18 protein-coding genes are annotated in these 22800 nt (G+C 70.6%); 11 read left to right on the top strand and 7 right to left on the bottom strand.

The annotated features are described in order from the left end of the window. Nucleotides 1-52 precede the first annotated feature (52 nt). The 3 genes from ACQG07_RS07035 (at nucleotide 53) to ACQG07_RS07045 (ending at nucleotide 7440) form a co-directional block, all read left to right on the top strand. A complete protein-coding gene (locus ACQG07_RS07035) occupies nucleotides 53-1405 on the top strand; it encodes an ABC transporter substrate-binding protein (protein WP_426737863.1) in 1353 nt (450 codons plus the stop codon). A gap of 117 nt (nucleotides 1406-1522) precedes the next feature. After that, the gene (locus ACQG07_RS07040; RefSeq protein WP_426737864.1) at nucleotides 1523-3280 is read left to right on the top strand and encodes a glycoside hydrolase family 35 protein; all 1758 of its coding nucleotides are present in this window, start codon (nucleotides 1523-1525) and stop codon (nucleotides 3278-3280) included. A 176-nt stretch (nucleotides 3281-3456) separates the two neighbouring features. After that, entirely contained in the window at nucleotides 3457-7440 is a 3984-nt protein-coding gene (locus ACQG07_RS07045) for a family 43 glycosylhydrolase (protein WP_426737865.1), read from the top strand. A 65-nt stretch (nucleotides 7441-7505) separates the two neighbouring features. Here the strand turns inward: ACQG07_RS07045 and ACQG07_RS07050 are convergent, their stop codons facing one another. Genes ACQG07_RS07050 through ACQG07_RS07070 form a run of 5 tightly spaced genes read right to left on the bottom strand, consistent with a single transcriptional unit; the run spans nucleotide 7506 to nucleotide 10894 of the window. Continuing rightward, nucleotides 7506-8138 carry a hypothetical protein gene (locus tag ACQG07_RS07050; RefSeq protein ID WP_139382532.1) on the bottom strand — a complete coding sequence of 211 codons (633 nt, stop codon included), beginning with the start codon at nucleotides 8136-8138 and terminating at the stop codon, nucleotides 7506-7508. Next, on the bottom strand, nucleotides 8135-8593 hold the full coding sequence (locus ACQG07_RS07055; RefSeq protein WP_426737866.1) for a hypothetical protein: 459 nt from the start codon (nucleotides 8591-8593) through the stop codon (nucleotides 8135-8137). The genes ACQG07_RS07050 and ACQG07_RS07055 overlap by 4 nt, the downstream gene beginning before the upstream one ends. Then, nucleotides 8590-9195, bottom strand: a complete 606-nt coding sequence (locus ACQG07_RS07060; protein ID WP_426737867.1) for a hypothetical protein — start codon at nucleotides 9193-9195, stop codon at nucleotides 8590-8592. The genes ACQG07_RS07055 and ACQG07_RS07060 overlap by 4 nt, the downstream gene beginning before the upstream one ends. Then, the gene (locus ACQG07_RS07065; protein WP_192005624.1) at nucleotides 9192-10601 is read right to left on the bottom strand and encodes a hypothetical protein; all 1410 of its coding nucleotides are present in this window, start codon (nucleotides 10599-10601) and stop codon (nucleotides 9192-9194) included. The genes ACQG07_RS07060 and ACQG07_RS07065 overlap by 4 nt, the downstream gene beginning before the upstream one ends. Continuing rightward, complete coding sequence (locus tag ACQG07_RS07070; RefSeq protein ID WP_124769903.1) at nucleotides 10598-10894, bottom strand: hypothetical protein; 297 nt, start codon at nucleotides 10892-10894, stop codon at nucleotides 10598-10600. Before ACQG07_RS07070 ends, ACQG07_RS07065 begins: the two co-directional genes overlap by 4 nt. Before the next feature lie 139 nt (nucleotides 10895-11033). Here ACQG07_RS07070 and ACQG07_RS07075 point away from each other — a divergent pair, with 139 nt between their 5' ends. Together ACQG07_RS07075 and recR are read left to right on the top strand one after the other, a co-directional pair. After that, on the top strand, nucleotides 11034-13754 hold the full coding sequence (locus ACQG07_RS07075; protein ID WP_426737868.1) for a DNA polymerase III subunit gamma and tau: 2721 nt from the start codon (nucleotides 11034-11036) through the stop codon (nucleotides 13752-13754). Between the two features lie 3 nt (nucleotides 13755-13757). After that, nucleotides 13758-14357: a recombination mediator RecR gene (gene recR, locus ACQG07_RS07080; RefSeq protein WP_056014479.1), complete on the top strand. Its 600-nt coding sequence runs from the start codon at nucleotides 13758-13760 to the stop codon at nucleotides 14355-14357. A 131-nt stretch (nucleotides 14358-14488) separates the two neighbouring features. Here recR and ACQG07_RS07085 read toward each other — a convergent pair whose 3' ends face one another. Further along, nucleotides 14489-15241 (bottom strand): GNAT family N-acetyltransferase, encoded by a 753-nt coding sequence (locus ACQG07_RS07085; RefSeq protein ID WP_064296091.1) that lies wholly within the window; start codon nucleotides 15239-15241, stop codon nucleotides 14489-14491. A gap of 212 nt (nucleotides 15242-15453) precedes the next feature. On the opposite strand from ACQG07_RS07085, the gene ACQG07_RS07090 reads away from it, so the two are divergent. From ACQG07_RS07090 to ACQG07_RS07115, 6 genes are all read left to right on the top strand, one after another. Next, on the top strand, nucleotides 15454-16740 hold the full coding sequence (locus tag ACQG07_RS07090) for an aspartate kinase (RefSeq protein WP_079706865.1): 1287 nt from the start codon (nucleotides 15454-15456) through the stop codon (nucleotides 16738-16740). A 113-nt stretch (nucleotides 16741-16853) separates the two neighbouring features. Next, on the top strand, nucleotides 16854-17921 hold the full coding sequence (locus ACQG07_RS07095) for an aspartate-semialdehyde dehydrogenase (RefSeq protein ID WP_192005618.1): 1068 nt from the start codon (nucleotides 16854-16856) through the stop codon (nucleotides 17919-17921). A gap of 34 nt (nucleotides 17922-17955) precedes the next feature. Continuing rightward, complete coding sequence (locus ACQG07_RS07100; protein ID WP_426737869.1) at nucleotides 17956-18687, top strand: SGNH/GDSL hydrolase family protein; 732 nt, start codon at nucleotides 17956-17958, stop codon at nucleotides 18685-18687. A 115-nt stretch (nucleotides 18688-18802) separates the two neighbouring features. Further along, nucleotides 18803-20269, top strand: coding sequence for a malate:quinone oxidoreductase (locus tag ACQG07_RS07105; protein WP_426737870.1), 1467 nt, complete (start codon nucleotides 18803-18805; stop codon nucleotides 20267-20269). Between the two features lie 71 nt (nucleotides 20270-20340). Next, a complete protein-coding gene (locus ACQG07_RS07110; protein WP_079706869.1) occupies nucleotides 20341-20988 on the top strand; it encodes a thymidine kinase in 648 nt (215 codons plus the stop codon). Beyond that, complete coding sequence (locus ACQG07_RS07115; protein ID WP_202939335.1) at nucleotides 20985-22295, top strand: UDP-glucose dehydrogenase family protein; 1311 nt, start codon at nucleotides 20985-20987, stop codon at nucleotides 22293-22295. The genes ACQG07_RS07110 and ACQG07_RS07115 overlap by 4 nt, the downstream gene beginning before the upstream one ends. Here ACQG07_RS07115 and ACQG07_RS07120 read toward each other — a convergent pair. Beyond that, nucleotides 22271-22708 carry a VanZ family protein gene (locus ACQG07_RS07120; protein ID WP_274500520.1) on the bottom strand — a complete coding sequence of 146 codons (438 nt, stop codon included), beginning with the start codon at nucleotides 22706-22708 and terminating at the stop codon, nucleotides 22271-22273. The two genes, ACQG07_RS07115 and ACQG07_RS07120, sit on opposite strands and share 25 nt — an antisense overlap. Between the last annotated feature and the right edge of the window lie 92 nt (nucleotides 22709-22800).

The raw sequence follows: 22800 nt of genomic DNA on the forward strand, positions 1-22800 counted from the left end.
CCCGCACCACCCGCATCACCTCCTCCTCCCAACGCAGTGAAAGGAAACACCCATGAAGCGCATCTCACCGTCTCGCACGGTTCTGCGCCGCGCGGCCACGGCGGCCGTCGCGTCCGCGATGATCGGAGCCTCGCTCGTCGCCTGCTCGTCCGGCGGCGGCAGCACCGCCTCTGGCGACGCCAAGGACATCGAATCCGCCCTCGAAGCCGGTGGCGAGATCACCTACTGGTCCTGGACGCCCTCCGCCGAGGCGCAGGTCGCCGCGTTCGAGAAGGCCTACCCCAAGGTCAAGGTCAACCTCGTCAACGCCGGCACCAACACCACCGAGTACACGAAGCTGCAGAACGCGATCAAGGCCGGTAAGGGTGCCCCCGACGTCGCGCAGGTCGAGTACTACGCCATCCCGCAGTTCGCGCTCAGCGACTCCCTCGTCGACCTCAACGCCTACGGCTTCGGCGACCTGAAGGACGACTACAGCCCCGGCCCGTGGAGCTCCGTCAACATCGGCGACGGCCTCTACGCCCTCCCGCAGGACTCCGGCCCCATGGCCATGTTCTACAACAAGACGGTGTTCGATCAGTACGGCATCGCCGTGCCGACCACCTGGGACGAGTACATCGCGGCAGCGGCCCAGCTGCACACGGCCGACCCGTCGAAGTACATCACCAACGACTCCGGTGACTCCGGCTTCGCGACCAGCATGATCTGGCAGGCCGGTGGACGTCCGTTCACCGCCGACGGCACCAAGGTGAGCGTCAACCTCGCCGACGAGGGCTCCAAGAAGTGGGCCGACACCTGGAACCAGCTCGTCGACGGCGACCTCCTCTCCGAGGTCCCGGGATGGAGTGACGACTGGTACAAGTCGCTCGGCAACGGCAGCATCGCGACGCTCATCACGGGCGCCTGGATGCCCGGTGTGCTCGAGTCGTCCGTCGCCGAGGCCTCCGGTCAGTGGCGCGTCGCACCGATCCCGACCTACGACGGCAAGCCCGCCAACGCCGAGAACGGTGGCGGTGGCCAGGTCGTGCTGAAGCAGAGCAAGAACCCGGCGCTCGCCGCGGGCTTCCTCAAGTGGCTGAACAACGACGAGGACAGCGTCAAGGTCTTCCTCGACAACGGCGGCTTCCCGGCGACGACCGCCGACCTCAACTCCGACGAGTTCCTCTCCGCAGCTCCCGAGTACTTCGGTGGCCAGAAGATCAACGAGGTCCTCGTGCAGGGCGCGAAGGACGTGTCGACCGGTTGGCAGTACCTGCCGTACCAGGTCTACGCGAACAGCATCTTCGCCGACACCGTCGGACAGTCCTACGCGAACAAGGCCGACCTGAACGACGGTCTCGCCGACTGGCAGAAGCAGCTCGTCGAGTACGGCAACACGCAGGGCTTCACGGTCACCGAGAAGTAGTCGAACGGCACCTGCACCACCAGCACCATCGACCGCGGCCGGTCGGAGGGTCCTCCGGGATCCGCTCCGGCCGGCCGTGGTCGCTCCATCCGCACCCCTTCATCACGGAGCCCCAGCATGCCCACCTTCTCCATCGGCGACGACGACTTCTTGCTCGACGGTCAGCCGTTCCGGATCATCTCCGGAGCCCTCCACTACTTCCGGGTGCACCCCGAGCAGTGGGCGGACCGCATCGCGAAGGCGAAGCTCATGGGGCTCAACACCATCGAGACCTACGTCGCGTGGAACCAGCACAGCCCCGAGCGCGGCGTGTTCGACACCACGGGCGTGAACGACCTCGAACGCTTCCTCGGCCTCGTCGCCGACGCCGGCATGTACGCGATCGTGCGTCCCGGCCCCTACATCTGCGCCGAGTGGGACAACGGCGGCCTCCCCGGCTGGCTGCTGCACGACCCCGAGCTCGGCCTCCGTCGCAGCGAACCGCGCTACCTGGCCGCCGTCCGCGAGTACTTCGAGGCGCTGTTGCCGATCGTCGCCCCGCTGCAGATCGACCATGACGGTCCCGTCATCCTCGTGCAGGTCGAGAACGAGTACGGCGCCTACGGCGACGACCACGCCTACCTTCGCACGCTGACCGACTGGACCCGCGAGCTCGGCATCACCGTGCCGCTGACGACCGTCGACCAGCCCACGGCCCAGATGCTCGAGGACGGCAGCATCCCCGAACTCCACAAGACCGGCTCGTTCGGCAGCCGCTCGCTCGAACGCCTCGCGACCCTGCGTGAGCACCAGCCGACCGGGCCGCTCATGTGCTCCGAGTTCTGGGACGGCTGGTTCGACCACTGGGGCGAGCACCACCACACGACGCCCATCGCCGAGACGACGGCGGACTTCGACGCCCTCCTCGCTGCCGGCGCGTCCGTGAACATCTACATGTTCCACGGCGGCACGAACTTCGGGTTCACCGGTGGCGCGAACGACAAGGGCCAGTACCGCTCGCACGTCACCTCCTACGACTACGACGCGCCCCTCGACGAGGCCGGCCACCCGACGGACAAGTTCTTCGCCTTCCGCGACGTGATCGCGAAGTACGCCGAGGTGCCGACGGAGATCCCACCGGCGGCGACGGACGCCCCGGCGTTCACCGCGTCCTTCGAGCAGGAGGTCCCGTTCGCAGACGTGGCCGACGAGATCGCGCCGCTCCAGGCGTTCGACCGGATCCCGACGATGGACGAACTCGGAGCGTTCAGCGGTCTGGCGCGGTACCGGGCGTCGCTCGGTGGACGCGGCGGGGTGCTCCGGTTCGCCGAGGTGCGCGACCGCGTGGTCGTCTCCGTCGATGGCGTTCCGGTCGGTGCACTCACCCGCGAGTTCAAGGAGCGGTCCATCGTGATCCCGCCGGGTGAGACGCTCGAACTCCTCCTCGAGAACCAGGGCCGCGTCAACTACGGCAAGCGCCTGGGGGAGCCGAAGGGGATCATCGGGCCCGTGTCGCTCGACGGCGTGGAACTCACGTCGTGGGGCATCGCGCCCGTGGCCCTCGACCGGCTCGATGCCGTCGTCGACGCCGCAGCCACGCGCACGTCCGGCGCCACGATCAGCGGTGCCGGGCCGGTCGTCCTCACCGCCACCGTCACGCTCGACGCGCCCACCGACCTGTTCCTCGACACCGCAGCCTGGGGCAAGGGGCTCGTCTGGGTGAACGGCTTCCTGCTCGGCCGCTACTGGTCGCGGGGGCCGCAGCACACGCTGTACGTCCCCGGCGGCCAGCTCCGTGCCGGGGAGAACCGCTTCACGGTGTTCGAGTTCCATGCGCTCACGACGCCGACGCTCTCCTTCCTCGCCCGCCCCTCGCTCGGCCCGACCGAGTTCTAGCCGCCCACGATCCGGTCGGCGTCGCCCGCACAGACGCGGCGCCGACCGCACCACCCGGTCCCTGACCCCTGTCCCGGTCCCTGACCTCAACCCCGGTCCCTGAGCTTGTCGAAGGGCCGCAGCACCTGAGCACCACCTCCGCAGCACCCCACGATGACGTGAAAGGACGCCGCAGCATGCGACGAGCGACGAGACGACCCGACCGATCGACACCGGATGGAGGTGCCGCCGTCCTGCGGCGGGGTGGTCTCGCCGCCGGGCTCCTGGCGGTCGCCATCGTCGGCACCACTGCCCTGACAGCCGGGAGCGCGGCCGCTGCCGAGGCGCCCGCGGCGACCCTGCTCAGCTGGGGCGACCCGGCGGCTCCCGCGGAGCTCGTCGGCACTCCGGTCACCGGTGTCGCCGCCGGTCTCGGCCACGCCGTCGCGCTCGGTGCGGACGGCACCGTACTCGCGTGGGGCGCCGACGGCTTCGGTCAGGCGACCGTCCCGAGCCTCACGGGGACGATCACCCAGGTCGCGGCCGGCACGAACCACTCGCTTGCGCTCGCCGCCGACGGCACCGTCACCGCCTGGGGCCGCGACGCCGACGGCCAGGCCACGGTCCCGGCAGGACTCGACCGGGTCCTCCGCATCGCCGCCGGCGGACCGAACTCGGCCGCCGTCCGCGCCGACGGCACGCTCGCGCTCTGGGGTGACGACGCGTTCGGACAGAACGACCTCCCGACCGCGCTCGACGGTGCACGCGTGACCGACGTCGCGATCGGATCCGGCTTCACCGTCGCCCTCACCGCCGACGGTGACGTCGTCCCCTGGGGGCGGAGCGACGCCGGGCAGCTCGAGCTCCCGACGGCTCTCGCCGACGAGGACGTCGTGCAGCTCGCGGCCGGTACCGACCACACGCTCGCCCTCGCCGCCGACGGCACCGTCCTCGCCTGGGGCGCGGACGACTCCGGCCAGAGCGAGGTGCCGGCGTCCCTCGACGGGGTCGACGTCGTCCGTGTCTTCGCGGGTCCGTACCTGTCCGGGGCGATCGCCGCCGACGGATCGGTCACCGTCTGGGGTGCCGCCGATGCCCGTGCGGCACTGCCTGACGGTCTGCTCGCGGCGGGTGTCGCGCTCGGCGAGACGGGTGCCGTCGCCGCGGCCGGTGCGGTCCCCGTCGCCGGTGGCACGAACGGCGGCCCTGGCAACACCGTCGATTCCCTGCCCGGCGGCACCGATCCCGGAACCGGGCCGGGCGGCGAGCCCGGGGCGGCCCCGGGGGTCGGTCAGCCGGGCTCGGGCACGAATGCGGGCGGTGCCGGTGGGCTCGCCGTGTCGGGTGTCTCGATCGCCGCCGCGGTGGTCGTTGCTGCGGTGCTCCTGCTCGCGGGTGCACTGCTCATCCTCCGCCGTCGTCGGGTCGTGGCCTCGAGCGCCGCCGAGGACGCCTCCTCCAGCGGCGGTGTCGGGCGCAGTGGCGTCGCGGGCGCGGTCGTCCTCGCGCTCGGGCTCTCCGGCGCCCTCGTCACGGCGGACGCACCACGCGCCGAGGCTGCACCGAGCTACCCGAGCCCGACGGTCGACGAACTCGTCGCCAACGACTTCGTCCTCTACTTCGCGAACGCCGGCAGCACGGTGACCGACGCGGTCTCCGCCGGCGACCACATCGGGCTGTACCAGTCACGCACCGACCAGTCCTACGGGGTCGACGCCGCCACCGGCGCGTCCTGGGGATTCGTCGCCGACGCGAACAGCAACCCGACGGCGAACAGCTCCTCCGGGACCGAGAAGACCGCCTCCCTCCGGTACGACGCACCGCCCGCGGGCAGCTCCCTCCCGACGCGGTCGGTCGACTACGCCTTCGACCTCCCGGCCGGCAAGTACGAGGTCACCCTCGGGTTCAACCTGCCGAGCGGTTGGGCGGCACGACCGCTCGACCTCAAGGCCGAGGGCGAGACGCTCGCCCAGGTCACCGCGCCGGCCGGTGCGCTCCTCGAGCAGCAGCTCACGGTGAGCGTCGACGACGGCACCCTCGACCTCGAGGTCCACAGCCCGGCGGGTCGGACCAACACCTACACCGACCCCGCGGTGAACTACCTCGTCATCCGAGCGCCGCACACGGCGTCCACCGAGGTGCTCGCGGCGAAGATCCGAGCCGTCACGCTCGACGAGGGGCAGCGCGCCGGCTACGTCGCCGACTCGCTCGCCGTCCTCGACGCGGCGATCGCCGACGCCCAGGCGCTCGTGGACGCCGGGTCGACCGACACCGCGGCACTCACCGCCGCCTACGACGCGCTCGGTGCCGCACGCACCGCACTCCGGCCGATCGTCACCTACGACTCGTTCCGCCCGGGCCAGGCCTGGGTCGACGATCAGGGCAACCCGATCCAGGCGCACGGCGGGCAGGTCGTGCCGTCGACGGACGCCGACGGCCAGCCGATCTACTACTGGTACGGCGAAGACCGGTGGAACGGCTACGCGAGCAGCCGCGGGGTGCACGTGTACTCCTCGCGCGACCTCTACAACTGGACCGACGAAGGTCTGGCGTTGCAGGCCCTGTCGACCGTCGACCAGCTCACGACCGATCCTGCCGCAGCCGAGCTGTACGCCGACTACACGGCCCGGCAACGCGCGGCGGTCGTCCGCGACCTCCTGACGGTCCCGAGCGACCCGGCCGTCCCCGCAGCGATCCTCGAGCGGCCGAAGGTCATGTACAACGCCGCAACCGAACAGTGGGTCATGTGGATCCACACCGACGGCCCGAGCGCGACGTCCGACGCGCAGTACGCGAAGGCGACCGCCGGCGTCGCGGTCTCCGACTCACCGACCGGCCCGTTCCGCTTCGTGGACAGCTACCGCCTGAACGTCGCGCCGGAGGGCGAGCCCAACTACCAGCCCGACAGCCCCGGCATGGCCCGCGACATGAACCTCTTCACCGACGTCGACGGCACCGGCTACATCATCTACGCGAGCGAGGAGAACCTGACCCTCTTCATCTCCAAGCTGTCGTCGAACTTCATGTTCCTGTCGGCACCCGTCGACCGCGCCGTGAGGGGCGAGGACTTCACCCGCACCTACATCGGTGGGCAGCGCGAGGCCCCGGCGGTGTTCGTCTACGACGGCACGTACTACCTCATCACCTCGGGCGCGACCGGCTGGAACCCCAACCCGGCCAAGTACGCCACCGCCGACTCGATGCTGGGGGAGTGGACCGACCACGGTAACCCGGTGAGCGGCTCCGGTGCGTCGACGACCCACGGCAGCCAGAGCACGTCCGTGATCCCCATCGACGCGGCCGCCGGCAAGTTCATCTACATGGGTGACCGCTGGACGCCGTCCGACCTCCGCAACGCGCCGGCCGTCTGGCTCCCGCTCGAGTTCGGCGACGACGGATCCCTGTCCCTGAAGTGGTACGACGAGTGGACGCTCGCGGACCTCGAGGGGAAGGGCAAGGTCGCGGTCGACGTCGACGTGCCGGCGACCGTCCGGCTCGGCGATGCGAGCACCCTGCCGACCGAGGCGCAGGTCACGGAGGGTGGCACGACGACCACGCGAGCGATCACCTGGGACACCGCGGCGCTCGCCGTCCCCGGCCCGGTCTCGCTCACCGGCATGGTCGAGGGCGTGTCCCGCCCGGTGACCCGGCAGGTGACGGTCGTCCCGAAGGGCCTCGTCTACCTCGTCGACGCCGGGGGATCGGCGTCGCCCGAGTACGACGCGATCCGCTCGGTGGCGGACGCCGACGGCACCCTGCTCAACTCGACGTCCGACCGGACGCTCGGGGCCGACGCGGCCACCGGCGCGAACTGGGGCGTCGTCGGCGCGGAGACGGGCACGACCGACGGGCCGTTCTCGGAGTCGCTCCGCTACGTCGCGAGTTCCGCGACCGACCGCACCCTGGAGTACGCGTTCGACTCCCTCGACGCGGGGAGCTACGACGTGTACGTCGGGCTGTACGACCCGTGGTCGCAGTGGGCGGACAACCGGCGCGCGGACATCGGGGCGAACGGTGCGACGCTGCTCAGCGCGCAACCGATCACCGGCACTCCGACCGTGGCGACGCTGTCGTCCGTGCAGCCGGACGCGGACGGCCGCCTGTCGATCACCCTCGATCCGGTCGGTTCGGGCGGCGGCACCGACGTGCAGCTCTCCTGGATCATGATCGTCCGACGCTGACTCCACGTCCCCTCGCCCGTGCCCGGGCGAGGGGACGAACGTCCGCCATCCGGCCACGGGGCGGTTCAGCGGGGCGGTTCCTCCCACTGGAAGGTGTGGATGATCGCGTCGACGAGCGTCACGAGCACCTCGACCGTCGACGGCGGGAGGCGTTCGTCGCCGACCCGGCCGAGCACCGTCGCGCTGACGATGAGCGCGAGCTCGCGTTCGCGTTCGGGCGAGACCGGGATGAAGTAGTCGACTCGGATGAGGTCGGCGGTCGTGCCGGCTTCGTCGGTCTGTTCCCGGCGCACCCGGAGGTGGCGGGTCACGGGCAGCTCGCCGATGAGGTCGGCGCGGCGTTCGGAGCGATCAGCGCCTCCTTCCGCCGACGCCCATCCGGTGGGGAGCCCGCCGGATGCGTACTCCGACCGTTCCTCGGCACCGGGCCGTGCGATCACGATGTTCGCCGGGATGATGGCGCCGGCACGAGGGGCGACCGGCAGCAGGATGTCGACGCCGCCGCTCGCGACAGTTCGACCGCGGAGTGATCGTAACTGTTGGCGGAGGACGGGGCGGAGCTTGGCGAGGGCGGCCCGTCCGGCGGTGGGTCCGTCGTCCGGAACCAGTCTGGCGACGGCGGCCTCCACGCTCTCCGAAGCAGCCAGATACCCCCAACCGGCCGGGAGGACGAACCGGTAGCGACGAGCAACGCTCACGAGACCACCCCGCGGTGACGAGCGGCCGAGCGCTCGGCGAGGTACGCGAACCCCTGGCCGACGACCATGCACCCGATGCCGATCCAGACCGCCGTGCTGAGGTCGTGCGGCCATGCGGCGTCGAGCGGGCGTGCGTCCGCGACCCTCAGGCAGATGAGGATCGCCGCCAGCTGCAGGCCACTGATCACGCTTGCGAACGCTTGAGCCGTGCGTCGGTGTCGAGCCCACCAGGACAACTCGATCGAGGCCACGAGGAACAGGACGGGCACGACCAGGTACCAGACCGGCGACGGCGTCCAGGGGACGGACCCCGCGCTGGAGAACGCGAGCGGCACGACGCAGCCGACGAGCCAGCCGACGATCGTCAGGCCGAGGACGGCGAGGGCGAGCTGTGTCCGCCGCGGAACCGCTCGGACGCCCGCACCGCTCGGATGGGAGGGTCGCGTCGAACTCACGAGTCGACGACCTGCTCGTCGACCTGCAACGCCCGTGCCAGCGCATCGAACTCGGGCCGCAGGCGCTCCATCAACCCGAGGTCGAAGTCGGCGTAGTACATCGACACCCAGCAGGTGGGGAGGGTCCAGCCGTACGAGCGCACTGCGGAGAGCGTCCGGTCGGTGTTCCGCTGGTGCATGATCGCCGTGATGCCCTCGCCGAGGTGGGGCGACACGAACGGTTCGACGACCGGTGGGCCCTCGAGACCCGGGGTGTCGAGCTGCATGAACTGCTCGAGACTCCGGTACGTCCCCACGCGGCTGTCGTGCACCTCGATGCGGGCGATGCGCGCCGGGCGGCTGAGGTCCGGGGCGTAGGCGACCGTCCAATGAGCGCCGACGCTGTCCCGGCTCCTCGACATCTCGATGAGGTCGTCGCGGAGCGCGGCTCGTTTCACGAAGGCGAACCCTGACCGGCGTGCGACACGCTTCGCCGCGGCGTCCGCCCAGCCCCGCGGGTCGGTGAACCCCTCGTAGGGCCAGGCGTGCGGAACCCAGATCCAGCGGTCGAGGTCGACGCCGTCGAGGCGGACGGTGATCACGGACGGGGTCGGCGCGGTCATCCCTGACCGTCCGTGCCCGTGCCCGTGCCAGTGCCGGTGTCCGGCACGGTCGGGTTCGCCGGGCCGTAGGTCTGACCGCCGGGGACGACCGGCGAGGAGCCCGGCAGGGTGAGCGGGTACGGGCTGACCGTCGGCGGCGGCTGTACACCGGTCCCATTGCCGCCACCACCGAACACGGTCGACGGCGTGCCGAAGTCGGGCACCAACGGGTCGAGGCGGTACTCGTCCGGCGGCACGTACTGCGAGTCGCCGGGGTGCCATCCCTCCTGGTGGGCGTTCGGCGCCTGGTCGTTCGGGGTGAGGTCGGGCAGCAGGGACGGCGTTCCCGCGGTGATGTTCTGACCTGCCTCCAGCCCGACCGAGGCGAAGATGTCCACCTGGTTGTCGAGGTAGAACTCGACGGCGGCCTTCTGCGTCTCGCCACCACGCCCGGCGGCGTCGATGAAGCGGTTGGTGGTCGGCGTCGTGCCGGAGATGCGGGGCGCGCCGGCGAGCGAGCCTGGCCCGGTCGCCGGCAGGTCCATGTTCCGCAGCACCTTCGCGATCGGGCCCTTGAGGAACTTCGAGAAGGGCAGCAACCCGATCGCGTCCCACATGAGCTGGTTCTCCAAGCCCTTCTCGCCCGACAGCATCGCACCGCCCGTCATCAGGCCCATGAGGGCGGCGATGCCCACACCGGCAGCGGCGACGACCCCGACGGCGGCGACGACGGCGGCCGGAAGCGCGATACCGGCGGTACCGATCGTCGCGAGGACGAGGCCGACGATCGCGACGACGGCGACGACTCCGACGATGACCATGCCGACCACCGAGAGGACGTCGTAGAGGCCCTTCCCCCAGTCGTCCCACCAGGTGTCGTTCATGCCGTCGCCGTCGACGGCCGTGGTGATCATCGAGGCGGCGGTGCGTCCGGCGTTCTCGGCGCGGATCTGGGCGTTCTCGAGGTCCACCTGGGCCTGCCCCTGCGCGATGCGGGCCTCTTCCAATCGGTACCAGGCGGCGTCGGAGGCGGTCCTCGTCTCCGCGGCGTCGGTCGCAGCCGGATCGTGGGCCGCCGTGTCCGCGGCCTCCCACTTCGTCAGGTAGTCGCTGTTCGCGCTCGCGTGCTCGGTCTCCGCGGCCTCCGCGGCGGCGATCGCGTCGCGCTCGGTCTGCTGGGCTGCCTCGAGCTCGTCGGCGTAGAACGTGAGCGCCTCGTGGACCGCGCGGTAGCGGGGCTCTGTGAGCGCGATGTTCTCCCCGAGGTACTGCGCGTTGTCGTGGTACTCGATGACCGCGATGCTCGTCTGTTCGCCCAGTTCCAGCGACTGCAGCTGCGAGGAGGCCTCGACGATGGTGTCGGCGATCCCGCCGTAGGTGGTCGCCCAGGTGCGGATGGAACCGGGGTCGCCGGGGATCGGGCTCATCCTTCGTCTCCGTCTCCGCCGGCGGCTGCGGCCTGGTCGGCCTCCCAGCCTTCGAAGTGGTCGGCGATCGCCGTGCCCATCCCGTTCAGGGTGGTGATCGCCTCCGAGAACTCCGAGCGCCTGGTGTCCCAGCCGCTCGAGAACTCCTGGAGGGTCCGGGCGAGGAGCTCGTGGGGGATCACGTCGGCGGCCGACGCGGTGTGCTTCTCCGCGGCGTCGAACTCGCTCTGGATGACGGTGAGGTTGGCTGTCGTGTCCCTGATGAGGGCCGTGTCGACCGTGAACTGTTCCATCTGGTCCTCTCTGGTGGCGCTGACCATTCTAGGAAGCGACGGGGACGGCCTCGATGGGGAGAACTCCCCACCGTGCGGGGCCGACCGGTCCTGCCGGGAAGCCGGCTCCGATGTCGGGGGCGGCGGCTACCATTGGTGGGTGGTCACAGCTCTGTATCGCCGGTATCGGCCCGAGACGTTCGCCGACTTGATCGGTCAGGCGCAGGTGACCGATCCCCTCATGACGGCCCTGCGCACCAACCGCGTCAACCACGCGTATTTGTTCAGCGGTCCACGCGGTTGCGGCAAGACGACGTCCGCTCGCATCCTCGCCCGCTGCCTCAACTGCGCCGAGGGCCCGACCGACACCCCGTGCGGCGTCTGCGCGAGCTGCGTCGACCTCTCCCGCGACGGCTCCGGCTCGCTCGACGTCGTCGAGATCGACGCGGCCAGCCACAACGGTGTCGACGACGCCCGCGACCTCCGCGAGCGCGCGATCTTCGCGCCCGCGCGCGACCGCTACAAGATCTTCATCCTCGACGAGGCGCACATGGTCACCCCGCAGGGGTTCAACGCCCTGCTGAAGATCGTCGAGGAGCCACCGGAGCACGTGAAGTTCATCTTCGCGACGACCGAGCCCGACAAGGTGATCGGCACGATCCGCTCCCGCACCCACCACTACCCCTTCCGGCTCATCCCGCCGGCGCAGATGCTCGACTACGTCCAGCAGCTGTGCGAGAGCGAGCACGTGGGTGTCGAGGCCGGCGTGCTGCCGCTCGTCGTCCGGGCCGGTGGCGGTTCCGCCCGCGACACCCTGTCCCTGCTCGACCAGCTGATGGCCGGCTCCGAGGGCGACTCCGTCGACTACGAGCGCGCGGTCGCCCTGCTCGGCTACACCCACACGGCACTGCTCGACGAAGTGGTCGACGCCCTGGCCGCCCGCGACTCCGGTGCCGCCTTCAGCACCGTCGACCGCGTCATCCAGACCGGCCAAGACCCACGCCGCTTCGTCGACGACCTGCTCGAGCGACTCCGCGACCTCATCGTCGTGGCCGCCACGGGCGAGAACGCGGCGGCGGTCCTCCGCGGGCTCCCGCAGGACGAACTCGACAAGATGCTCGCCCAGGCGCGGGCGTTCGGCATCGCCGAGCTGTCCCGCACGGCCGACGTCGTGAACGAGGCGCTCACCCAGATGACGGGCGCGACGTCGCCCCGGCTCCACCTCGAGCTCATGATGGCGCGCATCCTCGTGCCCGCAGCCGACGACTCCGCTCGGGGTGCATTGGCCCGGGTGGAGCGGCTCGAGCGTCGCATCGGCGTCGAGGGTGCTGCCATCGAGGGCGGCCAGGCCGCGGTCTCGGCGCAGCCCGCGGTCCCGACGCAGCCCGTGGTCGCCGACCGCGCTGCAGCCTCTGCCGGCGCTCCGGTCTCTGCCGGTGCTGTCCCCGCGAGCACGGCGGCGAGCTCCACCCCTGCTCCCGCCCCGGCCGCTGCCTCGACAGCATCCGCGGCCCCCGACCGTCGACCGGCGCAGGAACCTGACCACGCGCAGACCGCCGTACCGACCCCCGCCGCCCCGCGGGTCGGCCCGGTCACCCTGCAGCACATCCGCGATGCGTGGCCCGAGATCGTGGCGCGCGTCGAGAAGGCCGACCGCAAGGCCTGGATGATCGTCGTCAACACCCAGGTCGGCGGGTACTCGGACGACGACGTCCTCACGCTCGTCTTCGCGAACAACAGCGACCTCAACGACTTCAAGGCACGTCACGCCCCCGGCACCGGTGTCGCGGAAGTCCTGCGCACGGCGGTCCTCGACGTCCTCGGCGTGCGGGTGAAGTACCTCGCCAAGGTCGCCGGTGCCGACGAGCCGCCGGCACCGCGGGCCACTGCGCCCGCCACCGGCGCTCCCTCGTCGGAGTCGTCCGCCTGGTCGACCCCGAGCCTGCCGCAGACCGTCCCCGCCCCCGCCGCCCCGGAGTTGTCCGCCGGCAGCGGCGGGTCAGGATCCCGCTCCTCGTGGCCCACCGTCGCACCAGCCGGAGGCGAGCCCGCCTCCGCTGCGCCGGCCGACGCCGCGCCGTCAGCTGTTGCGCCATCGGCACCCGCGTCGTCGGTCGCCGCCCCGGTAGAGGAGCAGACCTCCGTCTCCGCCTCCTCGTGGGCGACGGTCGCGCCGCCGGCCGACGAGCCCGAGCCGGTCGACGGACCCGACTCGTCTTCGGTGTCTGCCCCGGCGACCCGCCCGTCCTCGGTCCCTGAACCTGTCGAAGGGCCCACGTCGTCTGCTGCGACTGCCTCGTCGACCCAGCCGTCCCCGGCCCCTGAGCCTGTCGAAGGGCCCACGTCATCGCCCGCGCCCGCTTCGTCGACGCAGCCGTCTCCGGTCCCTGAGCCTGTCGAAGGGCAGCCCGGGCGACCCGCCGGATCCGGGGCACCTGAGACGCCGGCCAGCTCACCCGCGCAGCGCCAGCCGTCGACCCCGCCGCGCCAGCAGGCACCCGCCCGAGGCCCGTCCAACGGTGACGCGCTCGGCTCGCGCACCGTCACCTGGGACGTCGTCTCGATCCCGTCCGACGACGACGCACCGCCGCCGGATGACGAGCCGCCCTACCCCGACCCGTTCGAGTCGTCGGCCCCTGCTCCATCCCCAGCGGCCGTCGCGCCATCCGCAGCTCCTGCAGGCTCCCCGCAGGCCGCACCGCCTGCGGCCCCGGTCGCCGAGCAGCGCCCGCAGCCCCCGGTCCGGATGCGCCAGGCGCCCCCGGTGCCGACGTCCCACCCCGCGGGCGACAACCGGTACGGCGAGAGCGTCGTCCGCGAGCTTCTCGGCGCCACATTCATCGAGGAGCAGCCGCACGAGCCGCGCTCCGGAGGGCGGTAGGCCATGTACGAGGGAATCGTCCAAGATCTGATCGACGAGTTCGGGCGGCTGCCCGGTATCGGTCCGAAGTCGGCGCAGCGCATCGCGTTCCACATCCTCCAGACGGAGTCGTTCGACGTGTCGAAGCTCGCCGAGCTGCTCACCGTCGTCCGCGAGAAGGTCAAGTTCTGTGAGATCTGCGGCAACATCTCCGAGCAGAACCTCTGCAGCGTGTGCCGCGACCCGCGTCGCAACCCGGCCCTGATCTGCGTCGTCGAAGAACCGAAGGACGTCGTCGCCATCGAGCGCACGCGTGAGTTCCGCGGCTTCTACCACGTGCTCGGCGGCGCCATCAGCCCGATCGACGGTGTCGGTCCCGACGACCTGAACATCCGTCGTCTCATGCAGCGCCTCGCCGACGGCACCGTCACCGAAGTCATCATCGCGACCGACCCGAACCTCGAGGGGGAGGCGACCGCCACCTACCTCAGTCGGCTGCTCCTCCCGATGGGGATCCGCATCACGCGCCTCGCCTCCGGCCTCCCCGTCGGCGGCGACCTCGAGTACGCCGACGAGGTCACCCTCGGTCGTGCCTTCGAGGGTCGCACCGTCGTCAGCGGCTGACACCCCGCCCCGTCGTCCGCCCCTCCACCCCTTTTTTGCCATCGGTCCTTTCTCAGGAGTCGGCCGGTGTGTCGCGGCTGGTGGGTTCCGCCGTGCCGAGGGACTCCTGAGTTGGGGCAGCCGGGCGCGCCTCAGGCGTCGGCGGAGGGCGCCGGCCACTCGGCGACCACCGGCCGGGCCGACAGCTGTCGGCCGATCGCGGAGAAGCCGAGCTTGCGGGCGACGGCGCGTGAGCCGGGGTTCGTGTCGGCGGCCCGCCACTGGGGGAGGAGTCCGGCCGCGAGGGCGTGCTCGACCGCGGTCGAGGCCAGACGGGTCGCGAGACCGGTCCCGCGAGCCTCCGGGGCGGTCAACGCGGTCACGTGCGCGACGCCCAACGGCCACGACCGGTAGCCGGCGACGGCGAGGACCCGTCCGTGCTCGCGCACCGAGAACAGCGGCGAGGTGATGCCGAAGATCCCGCTCTCCGAGGCTTCGTCGTCGCCCACCTTCGACAGCAGCGACTCGATGGCGGGGTCACTCGCCTTGCTCGCCACGACGTCGATCTCCTCGGCCGGTCGGAACCGCCCGGGCAGCAGGTAGTCGAGGGTCGCCGGCCCGAGCACCTCGGCGACCTGCACCCGCGAGCGGAGGAACTCGACCGTTCCGACGCTCCTCGGTGACTCGTCCTCGATGGCGAGCCGCCTGGCGGTGTCCTCGTCGGGCACGATCGCGAGGGCGCTCCCGTCGATCTCGACGACGCCGATCCATCCGGGCGGGCACGCCATCGAGCCGGCGTTCACGACGACGGCGACCCGGCCGGCGGAGAACCGCGCGGTCGGCGAGGCGAGCCCCTGCCAGAGGCGTCGCACCGTCGCGAGCACCCGCGCGTCTTCCTGCTGCATAGGCCAACCCTACCGAGGCCCACCCGTCTCCCCACCGCAGGAAATCGGCCCGACAGCAGGACCGGACGGGCCGAAGCGTCCTGCTGCGGGGCGGATCTCCTGCCCCGGAGCGGGTGAGGGTGCCCTTCGTCACATGAACGGCGCGGAATGCCCGGATGGGTAGGATGATCGCTGGGCCGCTCGTGCCCGCACCGACTTCCCCAGGAGATCCGATGGCATTGATCGTGCAGAAGTTCGGCGGGTCCTCCGTCGCGGACGCCGAGAGCATCAAGCGCGTGGCGAAGCGCATCGTGGAGACCCGCAAGGCGGGCAACGAGGTCGTCGTCGCCGTCTCGGCGATGGGCGACACGACCGACGAACTGCTCGACCTCGCCCACGAGGTGACGCCCATCCCGGCGCCCCGCGAGCTCGACATGCTGCTGTCCAGCGGCGAGCGCATCTCGATGGCGCTCCTCGCGATGGCGATCAGCAGCATGGGCTACGTCGCACGCTCCTTCACCGGCAGCCAGGCCGGCATGATCACCGACGCCCAGCACGGCGCCGCGCGCATCGTCGACGTCACCCCCGTGCGCCTGCGCGAGGCCCTCGACGACGGCGCCATCGTCATCGTCGCCGGCTTCCAGGGCTTCAACCGCGACACCCGCGACATCACCACGCTCGGTCGTGGCGGCTCAGACACCACGGCCGTCGCGCTCGCCGCCGCCCTCGACGCCGACGTCTGCGAGATCTACACCGACGTCGACGGCATCTTCACCTCCGACCCCCGCGTCGTCCCGAAAGCCCGGAAGATCGACCGCATCTCCAGCGAGGAGATGCTGGAGCTCGCGGCCTCGGGCGCCAAGGTCCTCTACATCCGCGCCGTCGAGTACGCACGCCGCCACGGCGTGACGCTCCACGTCCGGTCGTCCTTCAACAACAACGAAGGCACGCTCGTCCTCAACGACGCGAGCCGCAACAACCCAGGAGCAGGTGAGGCACCCATGGAGCAGCCCATCGTCGCCGGAGTCGCGACCGACCTCAGCGAAGCCAAGATCACCGTCGTCGGTGTCCCCGACCTGCCGGGCAAGGCGGCGGAGATCTTCACGATCGTCGCGAAGTCGGGCGGCAACGTCGACATGATCGTCCAGAACGTGTCGACCGCCGTCTCCGGCGTCACCGACATCTCGTTCACCCTGCCGAAGCCCGAAGCGCAGCAGGTCCTCCGCGCGCTCGCGGCCGAGCAGGAGCGGGTGGGATTCTCGGCCATCCAGCACGACGACCAGATCGGCAAGCTCGCCCTCGTCGGGGCCGGCATGCGCACGAACACCGGCGTCTCGGCGAAACTCTTCGAGGCGCTGAGCGCAGCGGGCATCAACATCGAGATGATCTCCACCAGCGAGATCCGCATCTCGGTCGTGACGCGTGCCGACACCCTCAACAAGGCCGCCAACGTGGTCCACTCCGCGTTCGGTCTCGACGGCGAGGACGAAGCCGTCGTCCACGGCGGCACCGGCCGCTGAGCAGGCTCGTCCACAGGCTCCGGAACCAAGCCGACCACGGACCGACGGGCGGGATCCCGCCGATCCTGATGCAAGATGGTTCACAACAACCCCCTGAAACCAGAGGAATCCCCATGAGCAACGGTGTACGTGTCGGTGTCGTCGGAGCGACCGGTCAGGTCGGCAAGGTCATGCGCCGCCTGCTGGAGGAACGCGAGTTCCCGATCAGCGAGATCCGCTTCTTCGCGACGGCTCGCTCGGCGGGCACGACGCTCCCGTTCCGTGGCCAGGACATCGTGGTCGAGGACGTCGAGACGGCCGACCCGAGCGGCATCGACATCGCCCTGTTCTCGGCCGGCGCGACCGGCTCCCGCACGCAGGCTCCGCGGTTCGCCGCTGCGGGTGCGCTCGTCATCGACAACTCGAGCGCCTGGCGGATGGACCCCGAGGTCCCGCTCGTCGTCAGCGAAGTGAACCCGCACGCCATCAAGGACGCGGTCAAGGGCATCGTCGCGAACCCCAACTGCACGACCATGGCGGCCATGCCGGTCCTCAAGGTCCTCGACGCCGAGGCCGGGCTCACCCGCCTCATCGTCAACACCTACCAGGCCGTCTCCGGGTCCGGGCTCGCCGGCGCGGCTGAACTCGCCGGCCAGATCGAGGCCGCGGTCGCCCAGGGCGACCTCACCCGACTCGTCCACGACGGTTCGGCGATCGACTTCCCGGCTCCCGAGAAGTACGTCGCCCCGATCGCCTTCGACGTCATCCCGCTCGCCGGTTCGATCGTCGACGACGGCCTGGGCGAGACCGACGAGGAGAAGAAGCTCCGCAACGAGAGCCGGAAGATCCTCGAGCTCCCCGAGCTGCTCGTGTCGGGCACCTGCGTGCGCGTGCCCGTGTTCACGGGCCACTCGCTGTCGATCAACGCCGAGTTCTCGCGCGACCTGTCGCCGGAACGCGCGATCGAACTGCTCAGCGACGCCCCGGGCGTCCAGCTGTCGGACGTGCCGACGCCGCTCGAGGCCGCCGGTGCAGACCCGTCGTTCGTGGGGCGCATCCGTCCGGACCAGAGCGCGCCGGCCGGCAAGGGTCTCGCCCTGTTCATCTCGAACGACAACCTCCGCAAGGGCGCCGCCCTCAACGCGGTGCAGATCGCCGAGATCGTCGCCGCCGAGCTGCTCGCACAGCCCGCCGCGGTCTGACCGGCCCTCCCTCCACCCGATCGGGGACGACGACATGGCTCGCCAGCGACCACGCCTGCGCCGACGGTGGTTGGCCGCGTTCATCGCGGCGGCCATCGCCGTCACCGCGGTGATCACCGTGAGCGGCCTGCGTGCCGACGTCCAGCAGACGACGGTCGCCCGCGCCGACACCTCCGGGTCCGAGGTCGCCGTCGGACCACTCGTCGCGTTCTACGGCGACTCGTACACGAAGGGCTCGGCAGCGTCGTCGCCCGCCGCGCGCTGGTCTTCGCTCGTCGCGAAGGCTGAAGGCTGGACGGAGTACAACGCCGGCTACCCGGGTCTCGGCTTCGTCCGCAAGCGCGACAAGGTCGGTGACGTCACGGCCGACGTCATCGCGCAGCACCCCGAGGTCCTCATCGTCGCGCTCGGCATCAACGACAACTTCGAGTGGACCGGCAACGAGCAGGCGATCCAGGACGCGATCCTGCCGGAGTTCCAGCGGCTGCGCGACGGGCTGCCGGGCACCCGCATCATCGTGGTGGAGCCCTGGTGGTACACCGCCGAGCGACCGGCCTCCGTCGAGCAGATCATCGGGTGGGTGCACGACGCCGCCGACACCATCGGGGCCGACTACATCTCCGGGGCGTCGCACTGGCTGGATGAGGACCCGGCGACGTGGATCTCCGCCGACGGCCTCCACCCGAGCGACGCCGGGTACGCGCACCTCGCGCAGCGCATGCTCGAGGAGCTCGACGCCCTCACCCCCGCGCTCCCCGGACGCTGAGTCCGCGTCACCGCAGGCGGCCCGAAGTGTCTCGACATCGAGCGATCTCACGGCACGCGATCAGCGACAGCACGCGGGTGGAGAGCTCGGGCCTCGCCGCGACTAGACTGCTCTGGTGACCGAAACCATCGACGTAGCCCTCATTGGTGGTGGCATCATGAGCGCCACGCTCGCCGCCCTCATCCACCAGGTGCAGCCTGACTGGAAGGTCGAGGTGTACGAGCGCCTGAGCGACGTCGCACTCGAGAGCTCCAACCCCTGGAACAACGCCGGGACGGGCCACGCCGCGCTGTGCGAGCTCAACTACATGCCGCAGGACGCCCACGGCCACGTCGACCCGGCGAAGGCCATCGGCATCAACGAGCAGTTCCAGCTCAGCCGCCAGTTCTGGTCCCACCTCGTCGAGGAGGGCCTGCTCGGCGCCCCCGACACCTTCATCAACCCGACCCCGCACATGACGTTCGTGCGCGGCGAGAAGGACGTCGAATACCTGCGGAAGCGCTACGAGGCGCTGAAGGATCAGCCGCTCTTCGCCGGCATCGAGTTCTCGGAGGACCCGGCCGTCATCGCCGAATGGGCTCCGCTCCTCATCAACCGTCGTGCCGTCGGCGAACGCATCGCGGCCACCCGGATCACCGCGGGCACCGACGTCGACTTCGGTTCGCTCACGCACAAGCTCTTCGGTGCAGCACCGAACACGCACGTCCGCACCAACCACGAGGTCCGGTCGCTCAAGCGGTTGAAGGACGGCACATGGCGCATCCGTGGCCGCCAGACCCTCGGACGATCACCGATGGAGATCAACGCCCGCTTCGTCTTCGTCGGTGCCGGCGGATGGGCGCTCAAGCTGTTGCAGAAGTCCGGCATCCCCGAGATCAAGGGCTACGGCGTCTTCCCCATCGGCGGGCAGTTCCTCCGCACCGACAACCCCGCGGTGGTCTCGAAGCACCAGGCCAAGGTCTACAGCCAGGCCTCGGTCGGCGCCCCGCCGATGTCGGTCCCGCACCTCGACACCCGTGTCGTCGACGGTCAGGCGAGTCTCCTCTTCGGCCCGTACGCGACGTTCAGCCCGAAGTTCCTCAAGCGAGGATCGATGCTCGACCTCGTCACCCAGGTGCGCCCGCACAACCTCCTCCCGATGCTGGCGGTCGCGAAGGACAACCCGAGTCTCATCACGTACCTCGTCGGGCAGCTCCTGCAGTCCCGGAAGCAGAAGATGGACAGCCTCCGCGAGTTCCTGCCGACGGCCAAGGACGAGGACTGGTACCTCATCGAGGCCGGGCAGCGCGCGCAGGTGATGAAGAAGGACAAGGCCAAGGGTGGCGTCCTACAGTTCGGCACCGAGGTCATCACGGGTGCGGACGGCACGATCGCGGGACTGCTCGGCGCTTCTCCCGGCGCTTCGACGGCCGTACCGATCATGCTCGACGTCCTGCGCAAATGCTTCCCCGACCGGATGACCGCGTGGGAGCCGAGGCTCCGCGAGATGATCCCGACCTACGGTTCGACGCTGAACGACGTCCCCGCGACGGCCGCGAAGGTCCTCGAGAGCACCGCCGAGGCCCTCGACATCTCGCTGTAGCCGCCCCACGGGCGCTCGCCCGGTCCGTCGTCGGATGCGACAGGTGAAGCTTGGGACCCTAAGCTTGCCTGGTGGCGAAACTGTACTTCCGATACGGGGCGATGAACTCCGGCAAGAGCACCGCTTTGCTCCAGGCGGCGTTCAACTACGAGGAGCGCGGCCACCGCGTCCTCCTCGCCAAGCCGTCCCTCGACACGAAGGGCGACGCCGCCATCGTCAGTCGCCTCGGCGTGACCCGCGACGCCGACTTCCTGCTCGGTCCTGACGACGACGCCGTCCGGGTGTTCGCAGAGCACCGTCGCCGGGTCGTGCAGGAGACCGGCCAGGACGTCAGCTGCCTGCTCGTCGACGAGGCCCAGTTCCTCCACGGGGAGCAGGTCGACGACCTCCTGCGCATCGCGTTGCTCGAGGGCATCCCGGTGCTCGCCTACGGCATCCGGACCGACTTCCAGACCGTCGCGTTCCCCGGGAGCCGGCGTCTCCTCGAAGTCGCCCACAGCCTCGAAGAACTCAAGACGATCTGCCGGTGCGGTCGGAAGGCGATCTTCAACGGCCGCCGGTTCGGCGACACCTTCGTGTTCGACGGCGACCAGGTCGCCATCGACGGCACCACCGTCACCTACGAATCGCTCTGCGGCGTCTGCTACCTGCAGGAGTCCGGCGGTCGACTGTCCAGCACACCCACCGTTCGTCCCATCAGCGAAGGATCACACGCATGAAGCTCTCCGTCATCGGCTGCGGCTACCTCGGGGCCGTGCACGCGGCCGCCATGGCGTCGATCGGGCACGAGGTCGTCGGTATCGACGTCGACCCGGCCAAGATCGAGGCGCTCGCCGCCGGACGCTCGCCGATCTTCGAGCCCGGTCTGCCGGAGCTGCTGCTGGCCGGCGTCGAGTCGGGCCGCCTGCGCTTCAGCACGGACATGGCCGACGCGGCCGGGGCGACCATGCACTTCGTCGCAGTCGGTACGCCGCAGAAGGCCGGCTCCAACGCGGCCGACCTGCGCTACGTGGACGCTGCGGTGACGGCCCTCCTGCCGTACCTGTCGGCTGGTGACGTCGTCGTCGGGAAGTCGACCGTCCCCGTCGGCACCGCTGCGCGCCTTGCGGAACTCGTCGCCCCCACCGGCGCCGTGCTCGCCTGGAACCCGGAGTTCCTGCGGGAAGGCTTCGCCGTGCAGGACACCATCGCGCCCGACCGACTCGTGTACGGGCTGCCGCCGGCTCCCGAGGACGCCGCCGTCGCGCGAGCCGCCTTCGACGAGGTCTACGCCCAGGCGCTCTCGACCGGCACGCCGCTCGTCGCCACCGGCTACTCGACCGCGGAGCTCGTGAAGGTCGCGGCGAACGCGTTCCTCGCCACGAAGATCTCCTTCATCAACGCGATGGCGGAGATCGCCGAGGTCACGGACGCCGACGTCACGGAGCTCGCCGACGCGATCGGCTACGACGCCCGGATCGGCCGCCGCTTCCTCAACGCCGGTGTCGGGTTCGGCGGCGGATGCCTGCCGAAGGACATCCGGGCTTTCACCGCTCGAGCCGAGGAGCTCGGTCGTGGCGAGTCGGTGGCGTTCCTCAAGGAGGTCGACGCGATCAACCTGCGTCGCCGTCAGCGCGTCATCGACCTCGTCGTCGAGGAGCTCGGCGGGAGCGCCTACCGGAAGCGGGTCGCGGTGCTCGGGCTCGCCTTCAAGCCCGACAGCGACGACGTCCGCGACTCGCCGGCCCTCGACGTCGCCGTCGGCCTCAACGGCCTGGGTGCGGAGGTGCTCGCCTTCGATCCGGAAGCGGTCCCCAACGCGCGTCGACTCCACCCGCAGCTGACGTTCGCAGACTCGGCCGAGCAGGCCGTGACGGACGCGGACATCGTCGTCGTCGTGACCGAGTGGAAGGCGTTCCGCGCTCTGGACCCCTCGGCCGTCGCCGAGCTGACCGCGGGCAAGACGATCGTGGACGGACGCAACTGCCTCGACGTGGACACCTGGCGGGGCGCCGGGTGGCGTTACGTCGGTCTCGGTCGCCCGTGACCGGCGACGAGTAGCCGGACGACGAGCACGATCGTCGCGCCGAGCAGCCCTCCGGCCGCATTGGCGTAGACGTCGGCGATGGTCGCTACGCGCTCGGGGAGCAGGGTCTGTCCGAGTTCGATCGCGACCGAGAACAGGGTCGTCGTCAGCGGTGCGATCCACCAGAGCCGCAGGGGCAGCTCCAGGGCGAGCAGGGCGCCGAGTGGGATGAACAGCACGACGTTCGCGGCGGATTCGACGAAGCGGTAGTCGAACCAGGCCGGGGCACCGGCGGCCTGCAACCGGTCGAGGATCGCGAGCAGCGTCGTCCGGCCGTCGGCGTCGACGGGCGTCGGCCAGAATGCGATGCCGAGCATGACGCACAGGCAGAGCAGCAGCAGGATCCCGATCACGATGCGCGGCGTGCGGGTCATCTGCGGTGCGGCTCCGGATCGGTCGACAAGGGTGCTGACAGCACCCCGTAATCGTAGGCCATGAGCGGCCGTGAACCCGGTTGTCGCGTGCG

This window comes from Plantibacter sp. 2H11-2, from assembly GCF_050031945.1.
GTDB lineage: Bacteria > Actinomycetota > Actinomycetes > Actinomycetales > Microbacteriaceae > Plantibacter > Plantibacter auratus.